This window comes from Rhizobacter terrae, from assembly GCF_003852895.1.
GTDB classification, from domain to species: Bacteria; Pseudomonadota; Gammaproteobacteria; order Burkholderiales; family Burkholderiaceae_C; genus Albitalea; species Albitalea terrae.
On sequence record NZ_QUSW01000005.1, the window covers coordinates 317,214 to 340,425 of the forward strand.

The window sequence follows — 23,212 nt, forward strand, 5'->3', positions numbered from 1 at the left end:
CCATGAACAACCCCGAAGCGCCGTCGCCGCTGCTGGGCCTGCTGCAGCTGCAGCGCCGCGCGCGCGAGGCCGCGACGCCCGAGGCGCTGGGCTTCGTGATGGTCAACGAGACGCTGCAGCTCGCGCGCTACCGGCAGGCCGTGTGGTGGAGCACGGCAGGGCTGGGGCGCGTGGCCGCGGTTTCGGGGCTGCCGCAGCCGGATCCGAATGCGCCGTATGTGCAGTGGATGGCGAGCCTGTGCCGCCACTTGACGGGCGCGCAGCCTGAAGCAGGCGAGGTCGATGGGGCCGCGCTGCCGGACGGCGTGCGTGCCGACTGGGCCGAATGGCTGCCCGCGCATGCGCTGTGGTTGCCGCTGCGGCGCGACGCTCACGCGCCCGATGGCGCGTTGCTGCTGGCCCGCGACGAGGCCTGGGCGCCGCACGACCTCGCGCTGCTCAGGGAGCTGTCGCATGCCTACGGCCATGCGCTGCATGCCTTGCAGCCGCAGCGCACCTGGCGCGAGCGGCTGCTTGGTGCCTTGCGCGCCGGCAAGACGCGCCGGCGCCTGCTCATCGTGGCGCTGCTGGCCTGCGTGTGTCCGGTGCGCCTGTCCGTGCTGGCGCAGGCCGAGGTGGTGCCGCAGGACCCGTTCATCGTGCGCTCGCCGCTGGACGGTGTCATCGATCGCTTCGACGTGCGTCCCAACCAGCCGGTGAAGCCCGGCACGCCGCTGTTCAGCCTGGACACCACCGCCTTGCGGGCGCGCATGGAGTTGGCGCGCAAGGCGGTGGACACGGCGCAGGAGGAATACCGCCAGTCCGCGCAGTCGGCCGTGACCAGCGACAAGAGCCGCGCGGAGATTGCGTTGCGCCGCGGCAAGCTGCAGGAGAAGGCGGTGGAGATGGACTACACCGCCGAGCAACTCGACCGCGTGCAGGTCAAGGCCGACCGCGCGGGCATTGCCGTGTTCGCCGACAGTGGCGACTGGGTGGGCAAGGCAGTGACGCTGGGCGAACGGGTGCTGCAGGTGGCCGACCCGATGAAGGTCGAGCTGGTGGCCTGGCTGCCCGCGGCGGATTTGCTGCCGGTCGCGCCCGGCGACACGCTCACGCTGTACCCGCAAGGCTCGCCGCTGCAGTCCTTCGACGCCACTGTGCTCAGCGTGGCCTACCGCGCCGAAGTCACGCGCGACGGCTTCGTCGCGTACCGGGTGAAAGCCAGCTTCACCGCAGGCCAGCCCGTGCCGCGCATCGGCCAGCAGGGCACGGCGCGCCTGCATGGCGCGTGGGCACCGCTGGCCTACGTGGCCTTGCGTCGTCCGCTGGCGGTGATGCGCCAATGGCTGGGCTGGTGATGCTGCCCGAGCTGCGGCAGGACCTCGCCCTGCACCCGGGCCCCGATGCGCCCGATGGCTCACCCACCTGGATGCTGCACGACCCGGCGAGCAACCGCTTCTTCTCGCTGAGCTGGCCGGCCTTCGAGCTGCTGTCGCGCTGGGCGCTGGGCACGGTGGAAGCGCTGGTCGATGCCGTCAACCGCGACACCACGCTGCACGTCGGCGAGGCCGATGTCGACGGCCTCGCGCGGATGCTGGCCGGCAACCACCTCATCGTGCCCCGTGGTCCGCAGGACACGCAGCGGCTGGCCGCGCATGCGCAGGCGCTGAAACTCTCGGCCGGCCAGTGGCTGCTGAAGAACTACCTCTTCTTCCGCCTGCCGCTGGTGCGGCCCATGCACTGGCTGCAACGCATGAGCCCGTGGGTGCGCTGGGCCTACCAGCCGGCGTTCTGGGCCGGCGTGGTGGGGCTGTCGCTGCTGGGCCTGGTGCTCGCCGCGCGACAGTGGGACGAGTTCACCCACACCTTCACCTCCTACGCGAGCTGGGACGGCCTGCTGGCCATCGGCATCGCGCTGAGCTTCGCCAAGGTGCTGCACGAGCTGGGCCATGCCTTCACCGCCACGCGCTTCGGCTGCCGGGTGCCCGCCATGGGCGTGGCCTTCCTGGTGATGTGGCCCGTGCTCTACACCGACACCAACGAAGCCTGGAAGCTGCGCTCGCGCCGCCAGCGCCTGGCCATCGGCGCGGCCGGCATGCTCAGCGAACTCGCGCTCGCGGCCATCGCACTGGTGGCCTGGAGCCTGCTGCCCGACACGCCGGGCTGGGGGCCGGTGCGCTCCGGCGCCTTCCTGCTGGCCACCACCACCTGGGTGCTCACGCTCGCGATCAACGCCAGCCCCTTCATGCGCTTCGACGGGTACTTCCTGCTGTCGGATGCGGTCAACATGCCCAACCTGCATGAGCGTGCCTTCGCGATGGCGCGCTGGTGGCTGCGCGAATGCCTGTTCGGCTGGGGCGATGAGCCGCCGGAGCCGGTGCAGCCCGCGCGCCGCCGCTGGCTCATCGCGTTCGCGGCGGCCACGTGGGTCTATCGGCTGGTGCTGTTCCTGGGCATTGCCTTGCTGGTCTACCACGCCTTCTTCAAGGCGCTGGGCCTCGTGCTGATGGCGGTGGAGCTGGGCTGGTTCATCGCGCGGCCCGTGTGGCGCGAGTTCAAGGCCTGGTGGCAACGCCGTGCGGACCTGCGCTGGAATCGCGCGTCTGGGCGCACGGTCTTGCTGGCAGGCGGACTGCTGGTCGTGCTGGTGTGGCCCTGGCAGACCAGCGTGCGCGCACCAGGCATGCTGGGGCCGCTGCAGACCCAGGCCGTGTATGCGCCTTATGCCGCGCAGGTTGCCGGTGCATTGCCTCGCGCCGGCGACGCGGTGCGTGCGGGCCAGCCGCTGCTGGCGTTGCGTTCGCCCGAGCTGGCGGCGCGCCTGGCGCAGGCGCAGGCGCGCGAGCAGCAACTGCAATGGCAGCTCAACCAGCAGCCCTTCGATGAACGCCTGATGGAGGCCGGCACGGCATTGCGCAAGCGCTGGGAGGCTGCGGCCGCCGAGGTGAGCGGGCTGGGTGAGGAGATGAAGCGCCTGACGATCGTGGCGCCGTTTGACGGCAAGGTGGCCGACGTCACCGAAGATGCGCCGGTCGGTGCATGGATTCCGGCGGGCGAGCGCCTGCTGCAGGTGATCGGCTCACAGGGCAGCAAGGTCGACGTGTTCGTGGACGAAGCATCGCTGCCGTCGATCGCCGAAGGGCAGATGGCGCGCTTCGTTCCCGCGGCACCGGAGCAGGCGGCGGTTCAGTGCAAGGTCGCGCGTGTCGATGCCGTCCAGCTGGTTAGCCTGGACATGCCGGCGCTGGCGGGTCCGTTCGGCGGCGAGATCCCGGCTCGCCGTGCGAACGATGGGCGCCTGCTGCCGCTGCAGCCGACCTTCCACGTGCGGCTGGACCAGTGCGGGCAGGCGGTGGCGCTGAGGACCGAATGGCCGGGCACGGCGCACCTGGAAGGGGAGAGGCGCTCGCTGCTGGGCCGGGCCTGGCAGCGAGCAGCGGCCACGTGGCATCGCGAGGCCGGCCTATAGGCTGGGTGGGTCCGCTTCGCTTGACCCACCCAACGAATCAGACGTCGAACTTGACGCCTTGAGCAAGCGGGAGCGCGCTCGAATAGTTCACCGTGTTCGTCGTGCGACGCATGTAGGCCTTCCACGCATCCGACCCAGACTCACGGCCGCCGCCAGTCTCTTTCTCACCGCCGAACGCCCCACCGATCTCCGCCCCAGACGTGCCGATGTTCACGTTGGCAATGCCGCAATCCGACCCCGACGCAGCCATGAACGCCTCCGCTTCGCGCACGTCGTTCGTGAAGATGGCCGACGACAGGCCTTGCGGCACGGCGTTCTGCAGCGCGATCGCGTCGTCCAGCTTTTCGTACTTCAGCACGTAGAGGATGGGCGCGAAGGTCTCTTCCAGGACCACGCCGGACTGCGCCGGCATCTGTGCCAGCGCCGGCTCGGCGTACCAGGCCTGCGGCATCTGCGCTTCCAGCGCGCGGTCGCCGCCGGTCACCTTGCCGCCTTGCTCGCGTGCGCCGCGCAGGGCCTTCTGCATCGCATCGAACGCGCCCTTGTCGATCAACGGTCCGACCAGCGTGCCGTTCTCCAGCGGGTTGCCGATGCGCAGTTGCTTGCGTGCCCGCTCCAGGCGGCTGACCAGCTCGTCATGGATGCTCGCATGCGCGATGACGCGGCGCGTGGTGGTGCAGCGCTGGCCGGCCGTGCCGTAGGCGCCGAAGAGAATGCCGCGGGTGGCCAGGTCCAGGTCGGCCGTCGGCGCGACGATGATGGCGTTGTTGCCGCCCAGCTCCAGCAGGCAGCGCCCGAAGCGCTGTGCCACGCGCGGGCCCACCGCGCGGCCCATGCGGGTCGAGCCGGTGGCGGACACGAGCGCCACGGACGGATGGTCCACCAGCGCCTCGCCCACCGGCGCCTTGCCGTTCACCACATGCGACAGCGCCGGGGCTGCCATGCCTTGCTGCTGCGAGAACTCGGCCAGCGCGCGCTCGAACAGCGCCTGCGTGGCCAGCGCGGTCAGCGGCGTCTTCTCCGAGGGCTTCCACACCACCGAGTTGCCGCACACCAGCGCCAGCGCCGCATTCCACGCCCACACCGCGACCGGGAAGTTGAAAGCGGAAATGATGCCCACCACCCCGATCGGGTGCCACTGCTCCATCATGCGGTGGCCGGGGCGCTCGCTGGCGATGGTGAGGCCGTAGAGCTGGCGCGACAGGCCCACCGCGAAGTCGCAGATGTCGATCATCTCCTGCACCTCGCCTTCGCCCTCGCTGGTGATCTTGCCGGCCTCGATGGAGACCAGGCGCGCCAGCTCCGCCTTGTTCTGGCGCAGGTGCATGCCGAACAGGCGCACCAGTTCGCCGCGCTTGGGTGCCGGCACGTTGCGCCAGGCCAGGAAGGCTTCATGCGCCCGCGCGATGGCCGCGTCGACCTCCTGCTTCGTGGCTTCGTGCACCGCGCCGATCTGGGCGCCATCGATCGGCGAGCGGACCTGGAGTGAACCGCCGGTGGTTTGCGAGGCCGGCACGTTCAGGGCCGACAAGAGTTGGGACGCGTGTGTCATGGGGTGCTCCATTGCGCAAGGTGTCGGCAGCGGCCTCGTGCGGCCGATCGTGTCGGCGGCCCGGCGTGCCTCGGGAAAAGATCGGGCCATTCTAGGAAGAAGTCGCTGACGATCGGTAGCGCAAGTTCGTCGAGATCAGCCATGTTTTCGACGATTTGTCGGATCCATTCGACGAAACGTAGAATTCCCGGGTTGGAGGATGGCCATGGCCACACGCAAACCCCTGCGTCCGCGCGAGGAACTTCCGCAAGCCGCACCCAAGGACTCGCTGGACCGCGAGCTCATCGCCTTGCTGCAGGCCAATGCCCGCGAGAGCGTGGCCAACCTGGGCCGCAAGCTGGGCGTGGCGCGCACCACGGTGCTGGCGCGCCTGGCGCGGCTGGAAGCCAGCAGCGTCATCGTGGGCTACACCGTGCGCCTGGGCACCGAGGCCAGCGACCAGGGCGTGCAGGCCTACGTGGGCATCTCCATCAACCCCAAGTTGCAGCGCGAGGTCATCAAGCGGCTGACCCGGCTGCCCGAGCTGCGGCAGCTCGCCTCCGTCAGCGGCGAGTTCGACTACATGGCCTTGCTGCGCGCGCCCACCACCATGCGGCTGGACGCGCTGCTCGATGAGATCGGCGAACTGGAAGGGGTGCTGCGCACGACCACGTCGGTGGTGCTGGCTTTGCGCGTGGACCGCAGTGCGTGAGGCCGTGGGGGATACTTTCCGGAACCGTTTTCATGCCCGGTCCCGCGCTGCGGTCTAATGGGGGCTGATCGCATCGCCTGAACCACCATGGGCCGCCGCCGCTCGCCGACCACCCCGCCAGACTTTCGCTCGCGCAGTTTCCTGCGCCTGCACATCCTCGACGTCCTGAAGTTCTACGACGGCCGCTGCCTGGATCCGACCGGCGGCTACTTCCAGAACTTCCTGGACGACGGCACGGTCTTCAACAAGACCAACCGCCACCTGGTGGGCAGCGCCCGCCTGGTCGTCAACTATGCGATGGCCGCACGCCTGTACGGCGACGCGCAGTGGCTGGACATCGCGCGTCACGGCCTGCGCTTCCTGCTGGACGTGCACCGTGACCCGGTCACCGGCCGCTACGCCTGGGAGATCGACTGGGACCAGGGCGTGAAGAAGGTGGTGGACCGGTCCCACCGCTCCTATGGCCTGGGCTTCGTGCTGCTGGCGCTGTCGCACTCGGCGCGCTCGGGCATCCGCGAGGCGGGGCCGGAGATTGCGGTGGTCTTCGACAAGCTGGAGCGCGATTTCTGGGAGCCCGCGCAGCAGCTCTATGCGGACGTGTTCGACGACGCGACCGGCAAGCTCTCGCCCTACCGGTCGCAGGAAGCCAACCTGCACGTGTGCGAGGCGCTGATTGCCGCGTACGAGACGACAGGCGAGGCGCGCTACCTGGACCGGGCGGTGACGGTGGCTGATTCGGTCACCCGCGGCCTGGCGAAATTCGCCAACGGATTGATCTGGGAGCACTACCAGGTCGACCCGGCCACCGGCCTGTGGACGCCGGACTGGAACTTCAACCGCGGTGATCCCGCCAGCCCGCACCAGCCGGGCGGCTACGAGCCCGGGCACCACTGCGAGTGGGCCAAGCTGTTGATGATGCTGGAGCGCCTGCGCCCCGAGCCGTGGCTGCTGGAGCGCGCGCGCGAGTTGTTCACGGCCGGGACCGAGTCCGCGTGGGACACGGTCAATGGCGGCTTGGCTCACGTGCTCGTGGCCGACGAGACCGTGCCGGGACGGCTGAAGGTGGCCAGCTCGGTGAAGTACTTCTGGGCCCAGGCCGAGGCCATCGCAGCCGCTGCTTTGCTGGCACTGCGTACGGGCGAGGGCAGCTTCTGGGGCTGGTATGACCGACTGTGGTCCTACAGCTGGGACCACTTTGTGGACCATGCGCATGGCGCTTGGCACCGCGTGTTGGACGAACAGAACCAGCGAGTGGGCGACCGCAAGGGCGTGGCCGAGGAACTGGACTATCACACCATGGGCGCTTGCTATGAGGTGTGGTCGGCGATTGCGGCCGAGGGGCGGCGGGTGACGCAGGCGTTCAGGATGCCGGTGCGGTAGGTGTCGATGCACCACAGGATGAGCGTTGAACCTGGGGTGATTTGCACCGCGATGAACTGCTTCGGCGTTCGGACCTACCTGGTGCTTCTTCTCACTTGCTGGGCATGCACTGCTCATGCGCAAGGTCAAGGCTCTTACGGCGGTATCGCCAGCGGACTTGTTCAGCTGGTACTGGTCGCGTTTGCCGTAGTCATCGCTCTTGTGGTGTTGGGGATTCGAGTTCTCCTTGGCATCAAGGCAGCGCTGGTCTCCCTCGGCGTCATCCTTGTCAGCATCGGCATCTTTTTTGCCAAGACGCGCTTCGCTGCGACAGAACGTGCAACAGAGCGTGCTGCCGCCTCCAAAAGGATTGATCGAGCCTTCGCGGAAGGCTGCATGAGAACGTCTCGGTCCATCGAACAAGTGGCCGTGGGCAACGAGCGAGTCTTGATTCGATTGACGGGCGCAGAGTTAGTCTCGGAGCGACAGCAATACGAACTGCTGCCATCAAAGACTGGTGGAGCAAAAGGGGTGGAGGTCGTGACTGAACTGCCTCAGGATGTGTCTGGCGCCATCCTTGTCGATATTCGGTACGGCCGAGATCGGGTCCCCGGGTCTTTTGAAGGCTTCGAGTGGTATCGCACCCGCTATGACCTTGTTGCGCGTTCACTCGCTGATGGAAAGATCCTTGCGCGCACGACCGACATGCAAACGCGAAGCGGTTTCTGCTTGGGTGATCTCGAGGCGTTTCTGGAACGTGCGCTCAATCGTCCGGAAGTTCTGCACAGTGGCGGCGTTCCACGCACGATACCGGCGAGAGTCCTTCCAGATGCGTATGTGCTGGCGGAGTACTCAGAACCTGTCGGCGGTCGATATCTCGAGTCCGCGACAGTCCACAACGCGTTGGTGGAGGAGACAACGAAACTTCTGACCAGCAAAGGCTGCACGATCAAGGATTTGCCCAGGCTTGCCCTGTGTGGCACCCCTCCCGACGGCCCTTTCGAAGTATCCCTCTATGGAATCGTGGGTGCGTTCCAACTGCGTGATTCATGGCTTCTGATCTACAGGATCAACAACGACGGAAAAGCCCTGACAAGCATCCGGGTCGAACATCGTCTCAGTGACTTGCGGCTCGCCAGAAGCTGGCATGCAAACGCCCTGCCTTCGGGGAACCTGGAGGATGGAGACCATCTTCAAGAGTTCGCCCTGAACGGTGGCGTGATGACCGCTGCGGTGTATCGCGGGCCGAAGTGGAAGTACGACCGGTCGCAGGCCCTGAACTGGTACACAGAACGTTCGATATTGATGATCCCGCTGCCTGGGCTTCGTGAATGACTCGAATGCAGGATTTCCCTCTGCGCTGGACATGAGGGTTTGAGCGCACGGCCTGTGTGCAATACCGCTCGCCGCAGCGGGTTCCCGCGCCTTCAGCCCCACACCCCGGCAGCCGATATCCGCCGGATGACCCCCGCTGTGCCAAGTTTTCCTCACCGCCGGTTCCTCGCCACTGTGCTGTTGTGCCTCGCCTGGCTCCTGGCCTTCACGCCAGCGCACGCCGCCGACGGCTCGACCATCCGCATTCACTTCCACCGCGAGAACAACGACTACGCCGGCTGGGGCCTGCACGTGTGGGGCGCCGGGTTGGTCCTGCCGCACAGCGTGAGCTGGGATCGGCCGCTGGAGCCGGCAGGTGTCGACGCCTTTGGCATCTACTTCGACGTGGGCGTGGAGCCGCACGTGAAGGACTTCAACTTCATCCTGCACCGCGGCGACTACAAGAGCACACTGCGTGACATGGCGGTGGACCTCACGCGGCACGGCTCCGAGATCTGGATGCTCGACGACTCGGACACCATCTTCACCACGCCGCCCGAGATCGGCCATGCCTTCACGCTGGGCGTGCAGGCCGAGCAGCGCCGCCACCAGGTGTGGTGGTGGGTGGGCGGCGCTGGCGCGGTCGGTCTGGTGGTGCTGGCATTCGTCTGGCGCGTCGCGCGCCGCCGCGTGGCCGGCGCTCGCGAGGAACTGGCCGCAAACATGAAGCTCTTGCTGCAGACGCAGGAGGAGTTGCGTGCCCAGGGCGAACGAATGAAGGCCGGCTCGGCCGACGAACTCACCGGCCTGCCCACGCGCGGCGCACTGCACCAGGGCCTGGCCCAGGCGATTGCCCGCGCCTCCCGCGATGGTGGCCAGGTGGCTGTGGTGTTCGTGGACCTGGACGGCTTCAAGCAGGTCAACGACACCGCCGGCCATGACGCTGGCGATGAAGTCCTGCGCACCGTCGCACGCCGCCTGCGCGCCGCCTTGCGCGGCAGCGACGTGGTGGCCCGCGTCGGCGGCGACGAGTTCGTCGCGGTCATCGAATCCTTCGACTCCGCCGCCCAGGTCTTCAAGGTGGGCCGCAAGCTCGTGCGCGCCGCGGCCGAGCCCATCCCGGTGGGCGAGCAGTCGCATCAGATCGGCGCGAGCGTGGGCATCGCGCTCTTTCCCGGCGACGGCGCCGATGCGGCGAGCCTGCTGAAGGCCGCCGACGACGCGATGTACGACATCAAGCGGGGCGGCAAGAATGGCTGCCGCTTCGTCGATGCCGCACGGCAGACCCAGCTCGAACGCCAACTGGCGCTGGAGGAAGGCCTGCGTGCCTCGCTGGACCAGGACCGGCTGAGCCTCACCGCCCAGCCGCTCGTGGAACTGCCGGGCGGACGCCGCTGGGGCGACCAGGCCTCCGCGGTGTGGGTGCATGACGGCCTGCCGCAGAACGCGCAGGCGGTGGTGGGGGCCTGCGACGATCCGGCGCTGGCGACGGCGCTCGATCGCTGGCTGCTGTCCAGCGCCTGCCGCCACGCGGCCCGCCAGGTGGAGGGCGGATGCGTGGCGGTCGAACTGTCCGGGGCGACGTCGGAGATGGCGGCGCAGGTGCGCGAAACGCTGGCCGAGCATGGCCTGCCTCCGCAGCGCCTGCTGCTGTGGTTCCCGGCCCGCCTGCTGGCGGACGGGCAGGTCGGTGCCGAGACCCTGCTGCGCTTGCGTTCGCACGGCGTGCGGGTGGGCTACACGGGCGTGTCCGAGGCGGACGTCAGCCTGCAGCGCTTCGTCGCCGCTCCCATCGACATGCTGCGCATCGAAGCCTCGGTGCGACGCAACGAGGCGCTGGGCACGGGCTACGTGCGCGCGCTCGCGGCGCTGGGTGCGCAGTGTGGCTTCTCGGTGGCCGTGACCGGACTGGCTTCGGACGATGACCGCCGCTGGGCCGAGGGTTGCGGATGCAGCTTCGGCACGGGGCCCGCCTGCGTGCCGGCAGCAGTTGCACCCAGGCCGCAGCCGGCCGCCGTGTCACCCCGATGACCGCACCTTGACCGCGGCCACCGCGGAGCAGGCATCATTCGCACCTCGATCACTCCAGATGCGCATGCCATGCACGCCACCCCCGAAAACGCGCCCGCCCAGGCGCCCCGCCCGAACTTCCTCGAAGAGAAGACCTTCAAGTCCCGCACCGTGCTCGTGTTCGGGACCATCACCGACACCACCGCGCAGGACACCGTGCGCCAGCTCATCGCGCTGTCGGCGGACTCCAAGGAGCCGATCGACCTGCTGCTGTCATCGCCCGGCGGCCACCTGGAATCCGGTGATGCGATCCATGACGTGATCCGCTTCATCGAGGCGCCGGTGAACATCATCGGCACTGGCTGGGTGGGTAGCGCGGCCACGCACATCTACCTGGCCGTGCCGCGCGAGCGCCGCGTGTGCCTGCCGCACACCCGCTTCCTCATCCACCAGCCCAGCGGCGGCGCCGGCGGCCAGGCCACCGACATCGCCATCCAGGCGCGCGAGATCGTCAAGGCGCGCGAGCGCATTGCCCGCGTGATCGCGCGCGAGACGGGCAAGCCGCTGGATGAAGTGCAGTCCGACATCGAGCGCGACCGCTGGATGTCGGCGGAAGAGGCGATCGAGTACGGCCTCGTGGGCCGCGTGATCGAGCGCCAGTCGGACCTGCACAAGAAGTGAAGCCCGCGGCGGCAGGGGCGTGCAACGCGCCTCAGGCCTCCTGCTGGTAGCGCCATTCCTGCGAACGCCCGCCGAAGCCGTAGGCCGCGGCGCGGGCGTCCACCACGTAGATGTAGGAATGCTCCACCACGCCGTGCAGCAGTTCGTCCATGGCCTGGTGCACGGCGGCGAGGTAGGCCGCCTTTTCTCCCTTGGTGTTGGTTTCGTCGGTGATGCTCACCGTCCAGTGGTAGGAGCGCTTGCCGCCGTCGGCCAGGCGCTGCCTGGCAACGAACCACTGCGAGGCCGGCACGAAATCGATGACCACGGCGGTCAGCGCCGGGTCCTTCTTCAGCACGCGGGCGGTGATGTCCGAGGCCGTCCTGGCCACGTGTTGCGCCAGCGTGTCGTCAGCGGTGCCGGAGATCTGGATGTGGATGTAAGGCATGACGGGTTCCTGTGAAAGAAGTGGATGACGGGGTCATGCTAGGCCTGCGACAATCGTGAGAGAAGCGAATCTTTGTTCGCTGATTCGTGAAGAGATTGCATGAATCACATCGATCCGTCCTGGCTGCAGAGCTTCGTGTCCATTGCCGAGAGCGGCGCGCTGGCCCGCGCGGCCGAGCAGGTGAACCGCACGCCGTCGGCGCTGAGCGTGCAGTTGCGGCAGCTGGAGTCCACCGTGTCGGCGCGGCTGGTGGAGCGCACCACGCGGCGGCTGCAGCTCACTGCCGAGGGTGAACGCTTCCTGCCGTATGCGCGCAAGTTGCTGGAGCTGCAGCGCGAGGCGCTGGAAGCCCTGCGGCCGGCGCGCGAGCAGCAGGTGTGGCGCATCGGTTTGAGCGAATACTTCGTGCCGGCGAGGTTGAAGTCGTTGCTGAGCCTGCTGGAGGAATGCTCGCAGGGTGCCCGGCTGGAGGTCACCTGGGCCCGCTCGGGCGAGCTGCAGCGGCAGTGGTCGGCCGGGCAGCTGGACATGGCGGTCATCACCGCCAACGAGCCGCCGAAGAATGCACAGCTCGTGCGGCGAGAGCCGCTGGCGTGGATCGCTGCGCCGCATGCGCACTTCCCGAGCGGCCAGCCCTTGCCGCTGGTGCTGCTGGCCGATTCCTGCCCGGTGCGCGACATGGCGCTGGCATCGCTCAGGCACCGCGGCGTGGCGCACAGCATCCGCATGGCCTGCAGCGGCAGCCAAGCGGTCATCACTGCCATCCGGGCGGGCTGGGGCGTGGGCTGCCTCAACCTGTCGGCCATTCCGCCGGACCTGGAGATCCTCAGCGAAGCCGACCCGCGCCGCTGGAAGTCGCCGGGGCGGCTGGCGTTCTACGCGCTGGCCAAGGGGGAGCTTGCCGCGCTGCCGGGCCGGCTCAAGGCCTGGATGCGCTGAGCTCGCGCAGCATCGGCCACGGGTAGATGCCGCGGTCGTGGCCGTCGCTGAAGATGAGCTGCAGGCCGTAGGTTCCGGCAGGTGCCACGTCCACGAGCGACAGATCGTCCGCCATCGTGAGGGCGTCGGCGCCACGGCATCGGCCGCAACGGCACGCGGACCGCAAGGCCGTGGCGCTCAGCGCCGTCGTCCCATCCGGCCACCGGATGTCGAGGCGGTCGGGCGATGCCTCGATGGCCAGCGGTGCGCTCATGCCCGCGCCTCGCTGCCGGCCGGCTGCAGCCGCTGCAGTGCCAGGCCGACGGCCTTGCGGACTTCCGGGTCGGGGTCGGCGCGGGCGGCTTCCAGCGCTGGCCGGGCGCCGGGGTCGCCGATGTCGCCCAGCGCGATGGCGGCCTCTTTCCGCAGGTTGCCGGCCGGGTGCACGAGCGCGGCGATGAGCTCCGGCAAGGCGAGCGCATCACGATGCCGCCCGAGCGAACGTGCAGCACGCAGCCGCACCTGCCAGAACTCGTCGGCCATGGCGTCGCGCAATGCAGCACGCAGGGCCGGGTCGGCGGATTGGAGTTTGCCCAGCGTGGTCGCGGCTTCCTCGCGCACCGGCCATTGAGGGTCGGCCAGGGCGGTGCAGAGGGCCGGAATCACCGATGCGGCATCGGCCACCGAGGCTGCACCGAGGGCGCCCGTCGCGGCGCGGCGCACTTCGGCGTCGGCGTCCTGCGTCGCGACGCCAGCCAGCGGGGCCAGTGCGCCGGCATGCTTGAGCCATCCGAGCACGCCCACGGCTTCGCGCCGCACGGACGCCTGCGGATGCCGCAGCGACGCCAGGGCCGGCTCGGCGGCTGCCGGCACGCGCAGCTCGCGCAAGGCGCGCAGGGCTGCGCAGCGCACGAAGGCATCGTCGTGCGACGCCAGCGGTACCAGCGCGCAGGCGACGAGCGGATCCTTGAGTTCGGTGAGGGCCAGCGCGGCGGCCTCGCGCACCAGCGGCTCATCCAGCAGCGCGTGCGCCAGCGCCTGGACGACGGCTTCGTCGTCCCAGCCCGCCAGGGCCCTGGCGGCATCGGCGCGAAGCGCCGGTTCAGGGTCTGCACGCAGCACGGCCGCGATGGCCGGCAGCAAGTCTTCCTCCTCATGGTCGGCAAAGGCCAGCAGCGCCACGCGGCGCACCCCGGCATCGGGGCTGCACAGCCGTTCCTTCAATCCATCAATCTCGGTGTCGAAGCTCATGGGGTCACAGGGCGAAGCGCCATTGGGGTGCAGGCTGGGCCGGGCCCAGCGGGGTCAGGCGTTCCAGCGCGGGCTGGTCGCGCTGCGCGTCGTGGCGCAGCAGCGCCAGGCAGCGGCGCTTGAGCGCCACGAAGTCCGGGTCGGTGAGCTGGCCTGCGTGGCGCGGCCGCTCGAAGTCCACGCGAAGTTCTTCCACAATGCGCCCCGGACGCGGGCTGAGGATGAGCACGCGGTCCGCGAGGAACAGCGCCTCGTCGATGTCGTGCGTGACGAAGATGATGGTGGTGCGCAGGCGCGTCCACAGATCCAGCAGCATCTCCTGCATGTGGGCGCGGGTGAGTGCGTCCAGCGCGCCGAAGGGCTCGTCCATCAGCAGCACGCGCGGATGGTTGATGAGCACGCGGGCGATTTCCACGCGCTGCTGCATGCCGCCGGAGAGTTCGCGCGGGTAGCTCTGCTCGAACCCGGCCAGCCCCACCAGGGCCAGCAGCTTGCGCGCCTGCTGCTCGCGCTTGGCGCGGTCCACGCCTTTCATCTTCAGGCCGTAGGCGACGTTGTCGAGCACGGTCTTCCACGGAAACAGCGTGTGGTGCTGGAACACCAGGCCGCGCTGCGGATCGGGTCCGTCAATGGGCTCGCCGTCCAGCCCCAGCACGCCGCGCGCTGGCCGCAGGTGGCCTGCCAGCGCACCGAGCAAGGTCGACTTGCCGCAGCCCGAGGGCCCCAGCAGGCAGATGAACTCGCCCGGACGTGCATGCAGCGACACGTCGTGCAGCACTTCGAAGCGCTGGGCGCCTTCGCCCAGCTCGATGCTGACGTGGCTGGCCTCGACGCGCCCGCCATGCACGAAAGATGTGGAACTCATCGCGAGCCTCCCTGCGGCCGGTACCAGGGCATGAGCCGCTGACCGATGCGCTGGATGAGCACGCTGCTGCCCATGCCCAGCACGCCGATCACCAGCATGCCCACGACAATGTTCGGATAGTTCTGCACGGTGTAGGACTCCCAGGTGTAGTAGCCGATGCCGTATTGGCCGGCGATCATCTCCGCGGTGACGAGGCAGAACCAGCAGGTGCCCATGCCGATGGACAGGCCCGTCACGATGCTGGGCGCCGCGCCGGGTGCGATCACCTCGGTGAAGAGCCGCCAGCGCCGCGTGCCCAGGCTGCGTGCGGAAGCGATGAGGCGCGCATCCACGGCCTCCACGCCATGGATGGTGTTGAGCAGGATGGGGAACAACGCGCCCACGAAGGTGATGAACACCATGCTGCCTTCCGACGAAGGAAACATCAGGATGGCCAGCGGGATCCACGCCACCGCCGGAATCGGCCGCAGCACTTCCAGCGGCGGCAGCAGCGTGTCGCGCGCCCAGCGCAGCCGGCCGATCAGGAGGCCCAGCCCCACGCCCAGCAGCACCGCTGCACCGAAGCCCAGGCCCACGCGCAGCAGGCTGCTGGACAGGTGCGGCCACAGCTTGGGCGAATGCAGCAGCTGCCAGCCCGCATCCAGCGCCTCGGCTGGCGAGGGCACGTTGGCGAAGGTGATGAAGCCCAGGTGCAGGTGGCGGCTGGACGCGAGCTGCCACAGCAGCAGGCAGACGACGATGGATGCGGCCTGCATGGCCCAGCGCTGCATCACGGCGCCTTGGCCGCCGCGAGCGCACCGGCGAAGTCCAGCACGCGGCCCTTGTTGGCCGCGGCATAGGCCGTGGCGGCATCCTTCTGCAGGAAAGCGCTGAGCTGTCCCTTCGCGTCCACGGCATACCAGCTCGTCGGCGCCAGCAGCTTGATGCGGTGGATCAGGTCGTGCACGTAGATGGCCCGCGGCTTCTTGCCCGACGACTCGATCTTCTGCAGGTCCGCCAGCGCGTTCTCGATGCTGGCGTAGTGGCGCACCTTGGGCTCGCCCTGCACCCAGATGCCGGCCACGCGCTGGAAGTCGGTGATGGGCTTGCCGGTGACGGCGTCATTGGCCTTCAGCGGCAGCTTGTCGCGGTTGGCCAGGCGTGCCTCGTAGTTCAGGCCCGACTGCTTGAAGGCCGTGCGGATGTACTGGTCGTCGATGAAGGTGTCGGCGTTCAGCGGCGACTCGCGTCCCATCAGCTTGAGCGTCTCGATGGAGGTCTTCAGCGCCTGGCGGTACTCCGGCTTCCAGGTGAGGTCGCGCGTCTGCAGCCCCAGCGGCCCGTGGTAGAGGTAGTCCACCGCGGCCTCGATGCCGGTGACCTTCTCGATCAGCTCGCTGTACTTCTCGGGCTCGGCGGCGATGAGGCGGTCGGCCTCGATGGCCGCGCGCAGGAAGGCCACCACCACTTCCGGATACTTCTTCGCGTACTCCGCGCTCACCAGTGAGCCGTGGTAGGTGGGCGCGCCGGCCTGGGCGCCGTCGAAGATCTTGCGCGCGACGCCGCGGTGCTCGAACAGCTCCACGAAAGGCACGAAGTCCGCATGCGCCTCGACCTTGTTGGCCTGCAGCGCGGGTCCGGCCACCTCGGGCGCCTGGGTGATGATGTTCACGTCCTTCTGCGGGTCCCAGCCCTGTGCGGCGACGGCGCGCAGCAGCATGCCGTGCGCGGTGGAGGCGAAGGGCACGGAGATGGTGTGGCCCTTGAGTTCCGACAGCGCCGTCACCTTGGACTCGCGCGGCACCACGATGCCGTTGCCGCTGCCCAGCGTGCTGCCCGACAGCACGGTGATGAACAGGCTGCGCTTGCCCGCCTTGAGGAAGGCCGCGCCGTTGTTGGAGCCGGGGAAGTCGGCCATGGAACCGATGTCCAGCTTGTCGGCCACCATCTCGTTGGTCAGCGGTGCGCCCGAGGTGAAGTTCTTCCACTGGATGTCGTAGGTCACGTCCTTGTACCGGCCGTCGTGGGGCAGGTATTTCTCCAGCAGCTTCAGCTCGCGGATGAGCAGGCCGCCGGTGGCGCAGTTGATGGTCGTGTCCTGCGTGCCGATGGCCACGCGGATGGTCTCGGCGCCATGGGCGCCGGCCAGGGTGAACGCCAGCGCAACGGCGCCCAGCGGCTTGATGATGTTCATGGGTTCTCCTCGGACGTGTCTCAGCGAAGCAGATAAGGGATGTCGACGTGCACGGCGCCGGTGGGGCAGTCCTTCTCGCAGGGCATGCAGTACCAGCATTCGTCGAACTTCATGTAGGCGGTGCCGCGGCTGAGGTCGATGGCCAGCACGTCCAGCGGGCACACGTCCACGCAGACGGTGCAGCCCTTGTGGGCGATGCATTTCTCGGCATCGACCGTGACGGGCACGGTCGCGGGGTGGAGCGCGATGGGCGCGGTCTGCATGTCGGTTCCTTTCAGGCGGGGACGGCCTCGGCCGGCACCGCGATGCGCAGCTGCCGGTAGGCGTCCTGTTCCTTGGCGGCGATGGGCACGATGTAGGGTTCGATGGCGCGCTTGAAGCTCGTCATGCGCCCTTGCTCGTCCTTCTTCAGCTGCGCGTGGCACAGCCAGTTCGCGTCGTCGCGCTCGGGGTGGTCCACGCGGGCGTGGTACAGGCCCCAGCGGCTTTCGGTGCGGTACAGCGAAGCGCGTGCCGCCATCTCGGCGCAGTCGCGGATGGCGTGAACCTCCAGCGCGCGCATCAGCTCGTGCGGCTCGCGGGCCTTGAGTTGATCGAGGTCCTCGCGGATCTGCTCGAAGCGCTCCAGGCCGATCTGCATCTTGCGCGTGACCTTGGGCGGCTGCAGGTAGTCGTTGACCATGCGGCGCAGCTTGTATTCGACCTGGTTGGGCGGCAGGCCGTGCTCGCGCTGCAGTGGCGCCCACACGCGGCGGCGTTCGTCCTCGACCTGCCTGGCATCGACTGCGGCGAAGCCATGCTCGGCGCAGAACTGCGCGCTGCTCTCGCCGGCGAGCCTGCCGTACACGAAGGCGCCCAGCATGTAGTTGTGCGGCACGCAGGCCATGTCGCCCGCCGAGTGCAAGCCCGGCACCGTGGTGCGGGCGTGTTCGTCCACCCACACGCCGGAGGCGGAGTGCCCGCTGCACAGTCCGATCTCGGAGATGTGCATCTCCACCATGCGCTGGCGGTAGTCGGTGCCGCGGCCGGCGTGGAAGCGGCCCCGGCTGGGCCGTTCGTTGGTGTGCAGGATGGTCTCGATGGTCGAGATGGTTTCTTCCGCGAGGTGGTCGAGCTTGAGGAACACCGGTCCCTTGCCGCCTTGCAGCTCCTGGAAGAACTCCCACATCATCTGGCCGCTCCAGTAGTCGCACTCGATGAAGCGCTGGCCCTCGGCGTTGGTAGTGAAGCCGCCGAAGGGGCCGGTGACGTAGGCGCAGGCGGGGCCGTTGTAGTCCTTGATGAGCGGGTTGATCTGGAAGCACTCGATGCCCGAGAGTTCGGCGCCGGCGTGGTAGGCCATCGAGTAGCCGTCGCCTGCGTTGGTGGGGTTCTCGTAGGTGCCGAAGAGGTAGCCCGAAGCCGGCAGGCCGAGCCGGCCCGCCGCGCCGCAGCTCAGCACGACGGACTTCGCGCGGATCACGTGGAAGTCCGCCGTGCGGCAGTCGAAGGCCATCGCACCCGCAATGCGGCCATCGTCTGCGGTCAGCAGGCGCGTGGCCACCAGCCGGTTGGTGATCTCCACCCGCGTGCGCTTGAGCTGGCGGTACAGCACCTTCTTGATGTCGTGCCCTTCCGGCATGGGCAGCACGTAGCTGCCCATGTGATGCACCTTCTTCACCGCGTAGTCGCCGGTCTCGTCGCGCTCGAACTTCACGCCCCAGCGGTCCAGCTCCTCGATCATGGCGAAGCTGTTGCGCGCATAGGCCATCACCGTCTTCTGGTTGACGATGCCGTCGTTGGCGATGGTGATCTCGCGCACGTACTGCTCGGGCGTGGCGTGGCCGGGGATGACGGCGTTGTTCAACCCGTCCATGCCCATGGAGATGGCACCGCTGCGCTTGACGTTGGCCTTCTCCAGCAGCAGCACGCGCAGGGCCGGGTTGGCCTGCTTGGCCTTGACGGCGGCCATCGGTCCGGCGGTGCCGCCGCCGATCACCAGCACGTCCACTTCATGTTCGATCGTGTTCATCGTCTTGTTGCGTCGAGTTGCGTCGAGTTGCGTCAGCGCCGTTGCAGGCGCAGGCGGTACTGGAAGGTGTCCGTGCGGCAGTACAGGTGCTCGTGGTCCACGGGCTTGCCGTCGCGGTCGTGGGTGAGCCGCTCGATGTGAAGCACCGGCGTGCCCGGCGCGACATGGAGGTGGCCGGCGATCTGCGCCGGCGCCGGGACGGCGTCGATGGCGATGTCCGCGTGGCCGAGCGGCGTGGCGAGGTCTTCTTCCAGCATCAGGAAGATGTCGCGCGTGGCGAGTTCATCGCGCTTCAGACGTTCACCCAGGTGCAGGGGCAGCCAGGTGAAATCCACCGAGACCGGCTGCCGGTCAAGATGGCGCACGCGCTGGATGGCGGTGACGCCCGTGCCCTCGGCGATCTGCAGCCGCTCGGCGACGGAGGCATCCGCCGGCACGGTCTGCAGCGACAGCAGGCGGTTGAAGGTTTCGTGCCCGCTGGCGTTCATCGCCTCGGCGAAGCCCTGCAGTCGGCTCAGGTCCTGGAAAGGCTTGGGCGCCGCGACGAACGACCCCTTGCCGGGCACCTTGAAGATCATGCGGGCGCTCTGCAGGTCGCCCAGGGCCTGGCGCACGGTGATGCGGCTGACGCCGTAGTGCGCCATCAGCTCGCTCTCCGACGGCATGCGGTCGTTGGGCTGCAGGGCACCGCGCAGGATGCGCTCGCGCAGTTCCTCGCGGATGCGGCTGTGCAGGGTCAGCGGTGGGGCGGCGTGCGCGGTGTCGTGCATGTCAGTCGGGACCGGAACGCACCTGTCATGTCAGGTGCCGATGGGTCGCGACTGTAGGAGTCGTCAGCGCGAGGGCGAACGAAGAAATCCGGCGATGCAAGAGCGTGCATCGCATATGCGGGCCGCGCTGCAGGCGGCCCGCATATGGCCTGGCTATCGAGGTGCCAGCACCGTCCCCGCGCATTCTCCGAAGCCAATGCGCCGTGCGCCCGCGCGCTCGCACCAGCCGCGCAGGATGATGGTGTCGCCGTCTTCCAGGAAGGTGCGCGTCTGCCCGTTCGGCAAGGTGATGGGCACCTTGCCGCCTTGGGTCAGCTCCAGCAGCGAGCCGGCGCCCGCAGCCGTGGGGCCGGAGAGCGTGCCCGTGCCCAGCAGGTCGCCAGCCTGCAGGTTGCACCCGTTGACGGTGTGGTGCGCGATGAGCTGCGCCACGGTCCAGTACGCATCGAGGAAGCTGGATTGGCTCAGTCGGTGCGGCGGCAGGCCGGCATCGCGCATGGCCTGCGTGTGCAGCAGCACTTCCAGCGTGACGTCGATGGCGCCCGTGCTGCGGTTGGCCGGCGAGTCGAGGTAGGGCAGCGGCTGTGGATCACCTGCAGGGCGCTCGAACGGACGGCGGAAGGGCGCGAGCGCTTCCATCGTGACGATCCACGGCGACACCGTGCTCGCGAAGTTCTTGGCCAGGAACGGGCCCAGCGGCTGATATTCCCAGGCCTGGATGTCGCGTGCGCTCCAGTCGTTGAAAAGGGCCAGGCCGAACACGTGGTCTTCGGCGCGGGCCATGTCCACCGGTTCGCCCAGTTCGTTGGGCCGGCCGACGAACACCGCGAGTTCAAGCTCGTAGTCCAGCCGCTTCGATGGACCGAAGCTCGGCTCGGCCGCATCCGCCGCCTTGGTTTGCCCCTTCGGGCGCCGGAACTGTTGCCCGCTCACGCCGATGGACGATGCACGCCCGTGGTAGCCGATGGGCACCCATTTGTAGTTGGGCATCAGCGGGCTGTCCGGCCTGAACAGCTTGCCCACCGTCGTGGCGTGGTGGATGCCGGTGTAGAAGTCGGTGTAGTCGCCGATGCGGCAGGGCACGTCGTGTTCGATGTCCGACTGCAGCACCATGCAGCCGGCCAGCGCGCGCTGGTGCCCGCTGCCGGCACGCAGGGCATGCGACAGGGCGGCGCGCATTGCCACGCGGTCGGCCATGGGCCTTGCCATGAAGGCGTTCAGGTCGCCGCTGGCCAGTTCGCGGGCCGCGGGCCGCAGGGTGTCGCTCCAGGGCATCGCATCCAGCGCCAGCCGCAGGTCCAGCACCTGGTCGCCAATGGCCACGCCGATGCGCCAGGGCTCGCCGCTGCCCTTGCGGCGGATGCGTCCGTAGGGCAGGTTCTGGATCGGGAAGTCCGTCGACGCATCGTTGGCGGATGCGACCCAGCTCGCCAGGGACGGGTCCAGGGTGTGGTCTTGTTGGCTCATGGCTTGAACTTGTCCTTGAGGCCGGCCCAGCAGGTGGCGTAGGCGGCATCCAGCGCGCCGCCTTCCATCGCGAAGCGGGTGGGAATGAAACGCAGGCGGCTTTCGAACATGAAGGCCAGCGTGTTGTCGAGCTTGTGCGGTGTGAGCTGGGTGGTGCTGGCCTTCTCGAAGGCTTCTTCATCCGGCCCGTGCGGCACCATGCAGTTGTGCAGCGACGCGCCGCCGGGCCGGAAACCCTGCGGCTTGGCGTCGTACTCGCCGTAGACCAGGCCCATGAACTCGCTCATCAGGTTGCGGTGGTACCAGGGCGGGCGGAAGGTGTCCTCGGCCACCATCCAGCGCGGCGGGAAAATCACGAAGTCGCAGTTGGCCGTGCCCGGGGTGTCCGACGGCGAGGTGAGCACGGTGAAGATGGACGGGTCCGGATGGTCGAAGCTGATGGACCCGATGGTCATGAAGTTGGCCGTGTCGTACTTCAGCGGCGTGAGGTTGCCGTGCCAGGCCACGACGTTGAAGGGCGAGTGCTTCATCGTGCTGCGCCAGAAGCGGCCGCCGAACTTCTTGACGATCTCGACCTCGCCGGGCGTGTCCTCGAACGCGGCCACCGGGGCGAGGAAGTCGCGCGGATTGGCCAGGCCGTTGGAGCCGATCGGCCCCAGCTCGGGCAGCCGGAACTGCGCACCGTAGTTCTCGCAGACGTAGCCGCGCGAGGCGCCGTCGGGCAGCGCGACCTTGAACAGCACGCCGCGCGGGATGAGGACGATCTCGCCGGGCTTCACGTCGAGCCGGCCCATCTCGGTGGTGAGGGCGAGGCGGCCTTGCTGCGGCACGATGAGCATCTCGCCGTCGGCGTTGACGAAGGCACGTTGCTGCATCGACTGCCGGCACAGGTACACGTGTGCTGCGATGCCGCTTTGCGCCTCGGCGTCGCCATTGGCCGCGACGGTGTGCATGCCGTCGATGAAGTCACCTGCGCCGGCTGCGATGTCGAACGGCGCCCAGCGCAGCGGCTCGGGCGGCATCACCGCATCGCGCGGCGCACCGGTGAGCCACGCCTTCTGGTCATAGGGCTGGTAGGCACCTGTCACCACCGACGGCTGCCGCCGGTACATCCAGGTGCGGCGGTTCTCGGCGCGAGGCGCCGTGAAGGCCGTGCCCGAGATGAGCTCGGCATACAGCTCGAAGGGCGCGCGCTGCGGGCTGTTGCGCCCGTGGGGCAGCGCGCCGGGCACGGCCTCGGTGGCGTGTTCGTTGCCGAAGCCGCTCTGGTAGCGCAGCGTGGATTCAGTCATTGGCAGAGTCCTTCAGTCGAGCTTGATGTTGTTGTCGTGGATCAGCTTGCCCCAGCGTTCGCGTTCCGACTTCGCGTAGCTTGCCATCTGCTGCGGCGTTCCGGGCAGCGCCTCGAGAGCCAGGGTCTGGAAGCGGGCTTTCACCGGCGTCGAATCGAGCGCAGCTTGCAAGGCCTTGCCCAGCCGGGCGATGACGTCGGGCGGCGTGCCGGTGGGCACGACCAGGCCTTGCCAGGCGTAGGCCTCGAAGCCGGTGAGTCCTTGTTCGGCCAGCGTGGGAATCTCGGGCATGGTCTTCAGGCGCGCGAGGCTGGCCACGCCAATGGCCTTGAGCCTGCCGGCGCCAATGTGCTGCTGCACGCTCGCGCTGTCCATGAAGCCGAAGGGAATCTGCCCGCCGAGCAGGTCCTGCACGGCCGGGGCGGCGCCTTTGTAGGGCACGTGGTTGAGCTTGAGGCCGGTGCGCTCGCGAAAGAGTTCGGTGGCCAGGTGATGCGGGCTGCCCGCGCCGGCGGAGGCATACATGGTGCCGCCTTCGTTGGCTTTGGCCCAGGCCTGGAATTCCTTGAAGTTCTTCACCGGCACGTTGGGCGCGACGACGAGGATCATCGGGAAGCGGGCGAGCAGGCCGATGGGGACGAAGTCCTTCTCCGGGTTGTAGGTCAGCTTGCTGAACAACGACGGGTTGGCAGCCAGCGTGGCGAAATCGGCCGTGAGCATGACGTGGCCGTAGTCCTTGGACTTGGCCACGTAGTCGGCGGCGATGTTGGTGGCCGCGCCCGGCTTGTTGTTCACGATGATGGTCTGGCCGAGCGTCCTGGACATGGCTTCGGCGACGGTGCGCGCCACGACATCGGAGCCGCCGCCGGCCGCATAGCCCACGACCCACTCGATGTGCTTGTCGTCGGCGAGCGCCGCCAGCGGCGCCAGGGCGAGCAGCGCAGTGGCGATGCGGCGCAAGAAGGATCGGGGCAAGGGCATGG

The 23,212-nt window shown here is 68.5% G+C and carries 21 protein-coding genes; 8 read left to right on the forward strand and 13 right to left on the reverse strand.

Translation table 11 applies throughout. From position 1 onward, the window contains the following. The first annotated feature begins 2 nt into the window (after window positions 1–2). The gene (locus DZC73_RS18995; RefSeq protein ID WP_124541939.1) at window positions 3–1,337 is read left to right on the forward strand and encodes an efflux RND transporter periplasmic adaptor subunit; all 1,335 of its coding nucleotides are present in this window, start codon (window positions 3–5) and stop codon (window positions 1,335–1,337) included. Next, the gene (locus tag DZC73_RS19000; protein ID WP_235835197.1) at window positions 1,322–3,448 is read left to right on the forward strand and encodes an HlyD family efflux transporter periplasmic adaptor subunit; all 2,127 of its coding nucleotides are present in this window, start codon (window positions 1,322–1,324) and stop codon (window positions 3,446–3,448) included. The genes DZC73_RS18995 and DZC73_RS19000 overlap by 16 nt, the downstream gene beginning before the upstream one ends. Window positions 3,449–3,485: 37 nt before the next feature. Here the strand turns inward: DZC73_RS19000 and amaB are convergent, their stop codons facing one another. Beyond that, window positions 3,486–5,000 carry an L-piperidine-6-carboxylate dehydrogenase gene (amaB, locus tag DZC73_RS19005; RefSeq protein ID WP_124541940.1) on the reverse strand — a complete coding sequence of 505 codons (1,515 nt, stop codon included), beginning with the start codon at window positions 4,998–5,000 and terminating at the stop codon, window positions 3,486–3,488. Between the two features lie 205 nt (window positions 5,001–5,205). Between amaB and DZC73_RS19010 the strand changes: the two genes are divergently transcribed. The 5 genes from DZC73_RS19010 (at window position 5,206) to DZC73_RS19030 (ending at window position 11,055) form a co-directional block, all read left to right on the forward strand. After that, the gene (locus DZC73_RS19010) at window positions 5,206–5,691 is read left to right on the forward strand and encodes an Lrp/AsnC family transcriptional regulator (RefSeq protein WP_124541941.1); all 486 of its coding nucleotides are present in this window, start codon (window positions 5,206–5,208) and stop codon (window positions 5,689–5,691) included. A gap of 87 nt (window positions 5,692–5,778) precedes the next feature. Then, complete coding sequence (locus DZC73_RS19015; protein WP_124541942.1) at window positions 5,779–7,071, forward strand: AGE family epimerase/isomerase; 1,293 nt, start codon at window positions 5,779–5,781, stop codon at window positions 7,069–7,071. Between the two features lie 18 nt (window positions 7,072–7,089). After that, window positions 7,090–8,385: a hypothetical protein gene (locus DZC73_RS19020; RefSeq protein WP_124541943.1), complete on the forward strand. Its 1,296-nt coding sequence runs from the start codon at window positions 7,090–7,092 to the stop codon at window positions 8,383–8,385. A gap of 138 nt (window positions 8,386–8,523) precedes the next feature. Next, window positions 8,524–10,395: a diguanylate cyclase domain-containing protein gene (locus DZC73_RS19025; protein WP_161974649.1), complete on the forward strand. Its 1,872-nt coding sequence runs from the start codon at window positions 8,524–8,526 to the stop codon at window positions 10,393–10,395. A 69-nt stretch (window positions 10,396–10,464) separates the two neighbouring features. Continuing rightward, window positions 10,465–11,055, forward strand: coding sequence for an ATP-dependent Clp protease proteolytic subunit (locus DZC73_RS19030; RefSeq protein ID WP_124541945.1), 591 nt, complete (start codon window positions 10,465–10,467; stop codon window positions 11,053–11,055). 31 nt (window positions 11,056–11,086) lie between these two features. Here the strand turns inward: DZC73_RS19030 and DZC73_RS19035 are convergent, their stop codons facing one another. After that, complete coding sequence (locus DZC73_RS19035; protein ID WP_124541946.1) at window positions 11,087–11,482, reverse strand: tautomerase family protein; 396 nt, start codon at window positions 11,480–11,482, stop codon at window positions 11,087–11,089. Between the two features lie 99 nt (window positions 11,483–11,581). Here DZC73_RS19035 and DZC73_RS19040 point away from each other — a divergent pair, with 99 nt between their 5' ends. Beyond that, window positions 11,582–12,421, forward strand: a complete 840-nt coding sequence (locus DZC73_RS19040; RefSeq protein ID WP_124541947.1) for a LysR substrate-binding domain-containing protein — start codon at window positions 11,582–11,584, stop codon at window positions 12,419–12,421. Here DZC73_RS19040 and DZC73_RS19045 read toward each other — a convergent pair. From DZC73_RS19045 to DZC73_RS19095, 11 genes are all read right to left on the reverse strand, one after another. Further along, window positions 12,402–12,674, reverse strand: coding sequence for a DUF971 domain-containing protein (locus tag DZC73_RS19045; RefSeq protein ID WP_124541948.1), 273 nt, complete (start codon window positions 12,672–12,674; stop codon window positions 12,402–12,404). The genes DZC73_RS19040 and DZC73_RS19045 overlap by 20 nt on opposite strands. Further along, window positions 12,671–13,651 (reverse strand): HEAT repeat domain-containing protein, encoded by a 981-nt coding sequence (locus DZC73_RS19050; protein ID WP_124541949.1) that lies wholly within the window; start codon window positions 13,649–13,651, stop codon window positions 12,671–12,673. The genes DZC73_RS19045 and DZC73_RS19050 overlap by 4 nt, the downstream gene beginning before the upstream one ends. A gap of 4 nt (window positions 13,652–13,655) precedes the next feature. Further along, entirely contained in the window at window positions 13,656–14,516 is an 861-nt protein-coding gene (locus DZC73_RS19055; RefSeq protein WP_124541950.1) for an ABC transporter ATP-binding protein, read from the reverse strand. Next, window positions 14,513–15,286 (reverse strand): ABC transporter permease, encoded by a 774-nt coding sequence (locus DZC73_RS19060; RefSeq protein ID WP_124541951.1) that lies wholly within the window; start codon window positions 15,284–15,286, stop codon window positions 14,513–14,515. Before DZC73_RS19060 ends, DZC73_RS19055 begins: the two co-directional genes overlap by 4 nt. After that, window positions 15,286–16,689, reverse strand: coding sequence for an ABC transporter substrate-binding protein (locus tag DZC73_RS19065; RefSeq protein ID WP_124541952.1), 1,404 nt, complete (start codon window positions 16,687–16,689; stop codon window positions 15,286–15,288). Before DZC73_RS19065 ends, DZC73_RS19060 begins: the two co-directional genes overlap by 1 nt. 20 nt (window positions 16,690–16,709) lie before the next feature. Continuing rightward, window positions 16,710–16,952, reverse strand: a complete 243-nt coding sequence (locus tag DZC73_RS19070) for a 4Fe-4S dicluster domain-containing protein (protein WP_124541953.1) — start codon at window positions 16,950–16,952, stop codon at window positions 16,710–16,712. An 11-nt stretch (window positions 16,953–16,963) separates the two neighbouring features. Continuing rightward, the gene (locus DZC73_RS19075; protein WP_124541954.1) at window positions 16,964–18,700 is read right to left on the reverse strand and encodes a fumarate reductase/succinate dehydrogenase flavoprotein subunit; all 1,737 of its coding nucleotides are present in this window, start codon (window positions 18,698–18,700) and stop codon (window positions 16,964–16,966) included. 32 nt (window positions 18,701–18,732) lie between these two features. Next, entirely contained in the window at window positions 18,733–19,470 is a 738-nt protein-coding gene (locus tag DZC73_RS19080) for a GntR family transcriptional regulator (RefSeq protein WP_124541955.1), read from the reverse strand. A gap of 153 nt (window positions 19,471–19,623) precedes the next feature. Then, window positions 19,624–20,937 (reverse strand): fumarylacetoacetase, encoded by a 1,314-nt coding sequence (gene fahA / locus DZC73_RS19085; RefSeq protein WP_124541956.1) that lies wholly within the window; start codon window positions 20,935–20,937, stop codon window positions 19,624–19,626. Continuing rightward, window positions 20,934–22,229, reverse strand: a complete 1,296-nt coding sequence (gene hmgA / locus DZC73_RS19090; RefSeq protein WP_124541957.1) for a homogentisate 1,2-dioxygenase — start codon at window positions 22,227–22,229, stop codon at window positions 20,934–20,936. Before hmgA ends, fahA begins: the two co-directional genes overlap by 4 nt. Window positions 22,230–22,241: 12 nt before the next feature. Further along, entirely contained in the window at window positions 22,242–23,210 is a 969-nt protein-coding gene (locus DZC73_RS19095) for a Bug family tripartite tricarboxylate transporter substrate binding protein (protein ID WP_124541958.1), read from the reverse strand. Between the last annotated feature and the right edge of the window lie 2 nt (window positions 23,211–23,212).

Coding starts and splice junctions, on each gene's coding strand:
- DZC73_RS18995 (WP_124541939.1), top strand. CDS start 3: ATGAACAACCCCGAAGCGCCGTCGCCGCTGCTGGGCCTGCTGCAGCTG.
- DZC73_RS19000 (WP_235835197.1), top strand. CDS start 1,322: ATGGCTGGGCTGGTGATGCTGCCCGAGCTGCGGCAGGACCTCGCCCTG.
- amaB (WP_124541940.1), bottom strand. CDS start 5,000: ATGACACACGCGTCCCAACTCTTGTCGGCCCTGAACGTGCCGGCCTCG.
- DZC73_RS19010 (WP_124541941.1), top strand. CDS start 5,206: ATGGCCACACGCAAACCCCTGCGTCCGCGCGAGGAACTTCCGCAAGCC.
- DZC73_RS19015 (WP_124541942.1), top strand. CDS start 5,779: ATGGGCCGCCGCCGCTCGCCGACCACCCCGCCAGACTTTCGCTCGCGC.
- DZC73_RS19020 (WP_124541943.1), top strand. CDS start 7,090: ATGAGCGTTGAACCTGGGGTGATTTGCACCGCGATGAACTGCTTCGGC.
- DZC73_RS19030 (WP_124541945.1), top strand. CDS start 10,465: ATGCACGCCACCCCCGAAAACGCGCCCGCCCAGGCGCCCCGCCCGAAC.
- DZC73_RS19035 (WP_124541946.1), bottom strand. CDS start 11,482: ATGCCTTACATCCACATCCAGATCTCCGGCACCGCTGACGACACGCTG.
- DZC73_RS19040 (WP_124541947.1), top strand. CDS start 11,582: ATGAATCACATCGATCCGTCCTGGCTGCAGAGCTTCGTGTCCATTGCC.
- DZC73_RS19045 (WP_124541948.1), bottom strand. CDS start 12,674: ATGAGCGCACCGCTGGCCATCGAGGCATCGCCCGACCGCCTCGACATC.
- DZC73_RS19050 (WP_124541949.1), bottom strand. CDS start 13,651: ATGAGCTTCGACACCGAGATTGATGGATTGAAGGAACGGCTGTGCAGC.
- DZC73_RS19055 (WP_124541950.1), bottom strand. CDS start 14,516: ATGAGTTCCACATCTTTCGTGCATGGCGGGCGCGTCGAGGCCAGCCAC.
- DZC73_RS19060 (WP_124541951.1), bottom strand. CDS start 15,286: ATGCAGCGCTGGGCCATGCAGGCCGCATCCATCGTCGTCTGCCTGCTG.
- DZC73_RS19065 (WP_124541952.1), bottom strand. CDS start 16,689: ATGAACATCATCAAGCCGCTGGGCGCCGTTGCGCTGGCGTTCACCCTG.
- DZC73_RS19070 (WP_124541953.1), bottom strand. CDS start 16,952: ATGCAGACCGCGCCCATCGCGCTCCACCCCGCGACCGTGCCCGTCACG.
- DZC73_RS19075 (WP_124541954.1), bottom strand. CDS start 18,700: ATGAACACGATCGAACATGAAGTGGACGTGCTGGTGATCGGCGGCGGC.
- DZC73_RS19080 (WP_124541955.1), bottom strand. CDS start 19,470: ATGCACGACACCGCGCACGCCGCCCCACCGCTGACCCTGCACAGCCGC.
- fahA (WP_124541956.1), bottom strand. CDS start 20,937: ATGAGCCAACAAGACCACACCCTGGACCCGTCCCTGGCGAGCTGGGTC.
- hmgA (WP_124541957.1), bottom strand. CDS start 22,229: ATGACTGAATCCACGCTGCGCTACCAGAGCGGCTTCGGCAACGAACAC.
- DZC73_RS19095 (WP_124541958.1), bottom strand. CDS start 23,210: ATGCCCTTGCCCCGATCCTTCTTGCGCCGCATCGCCACTGCGCTGCTC.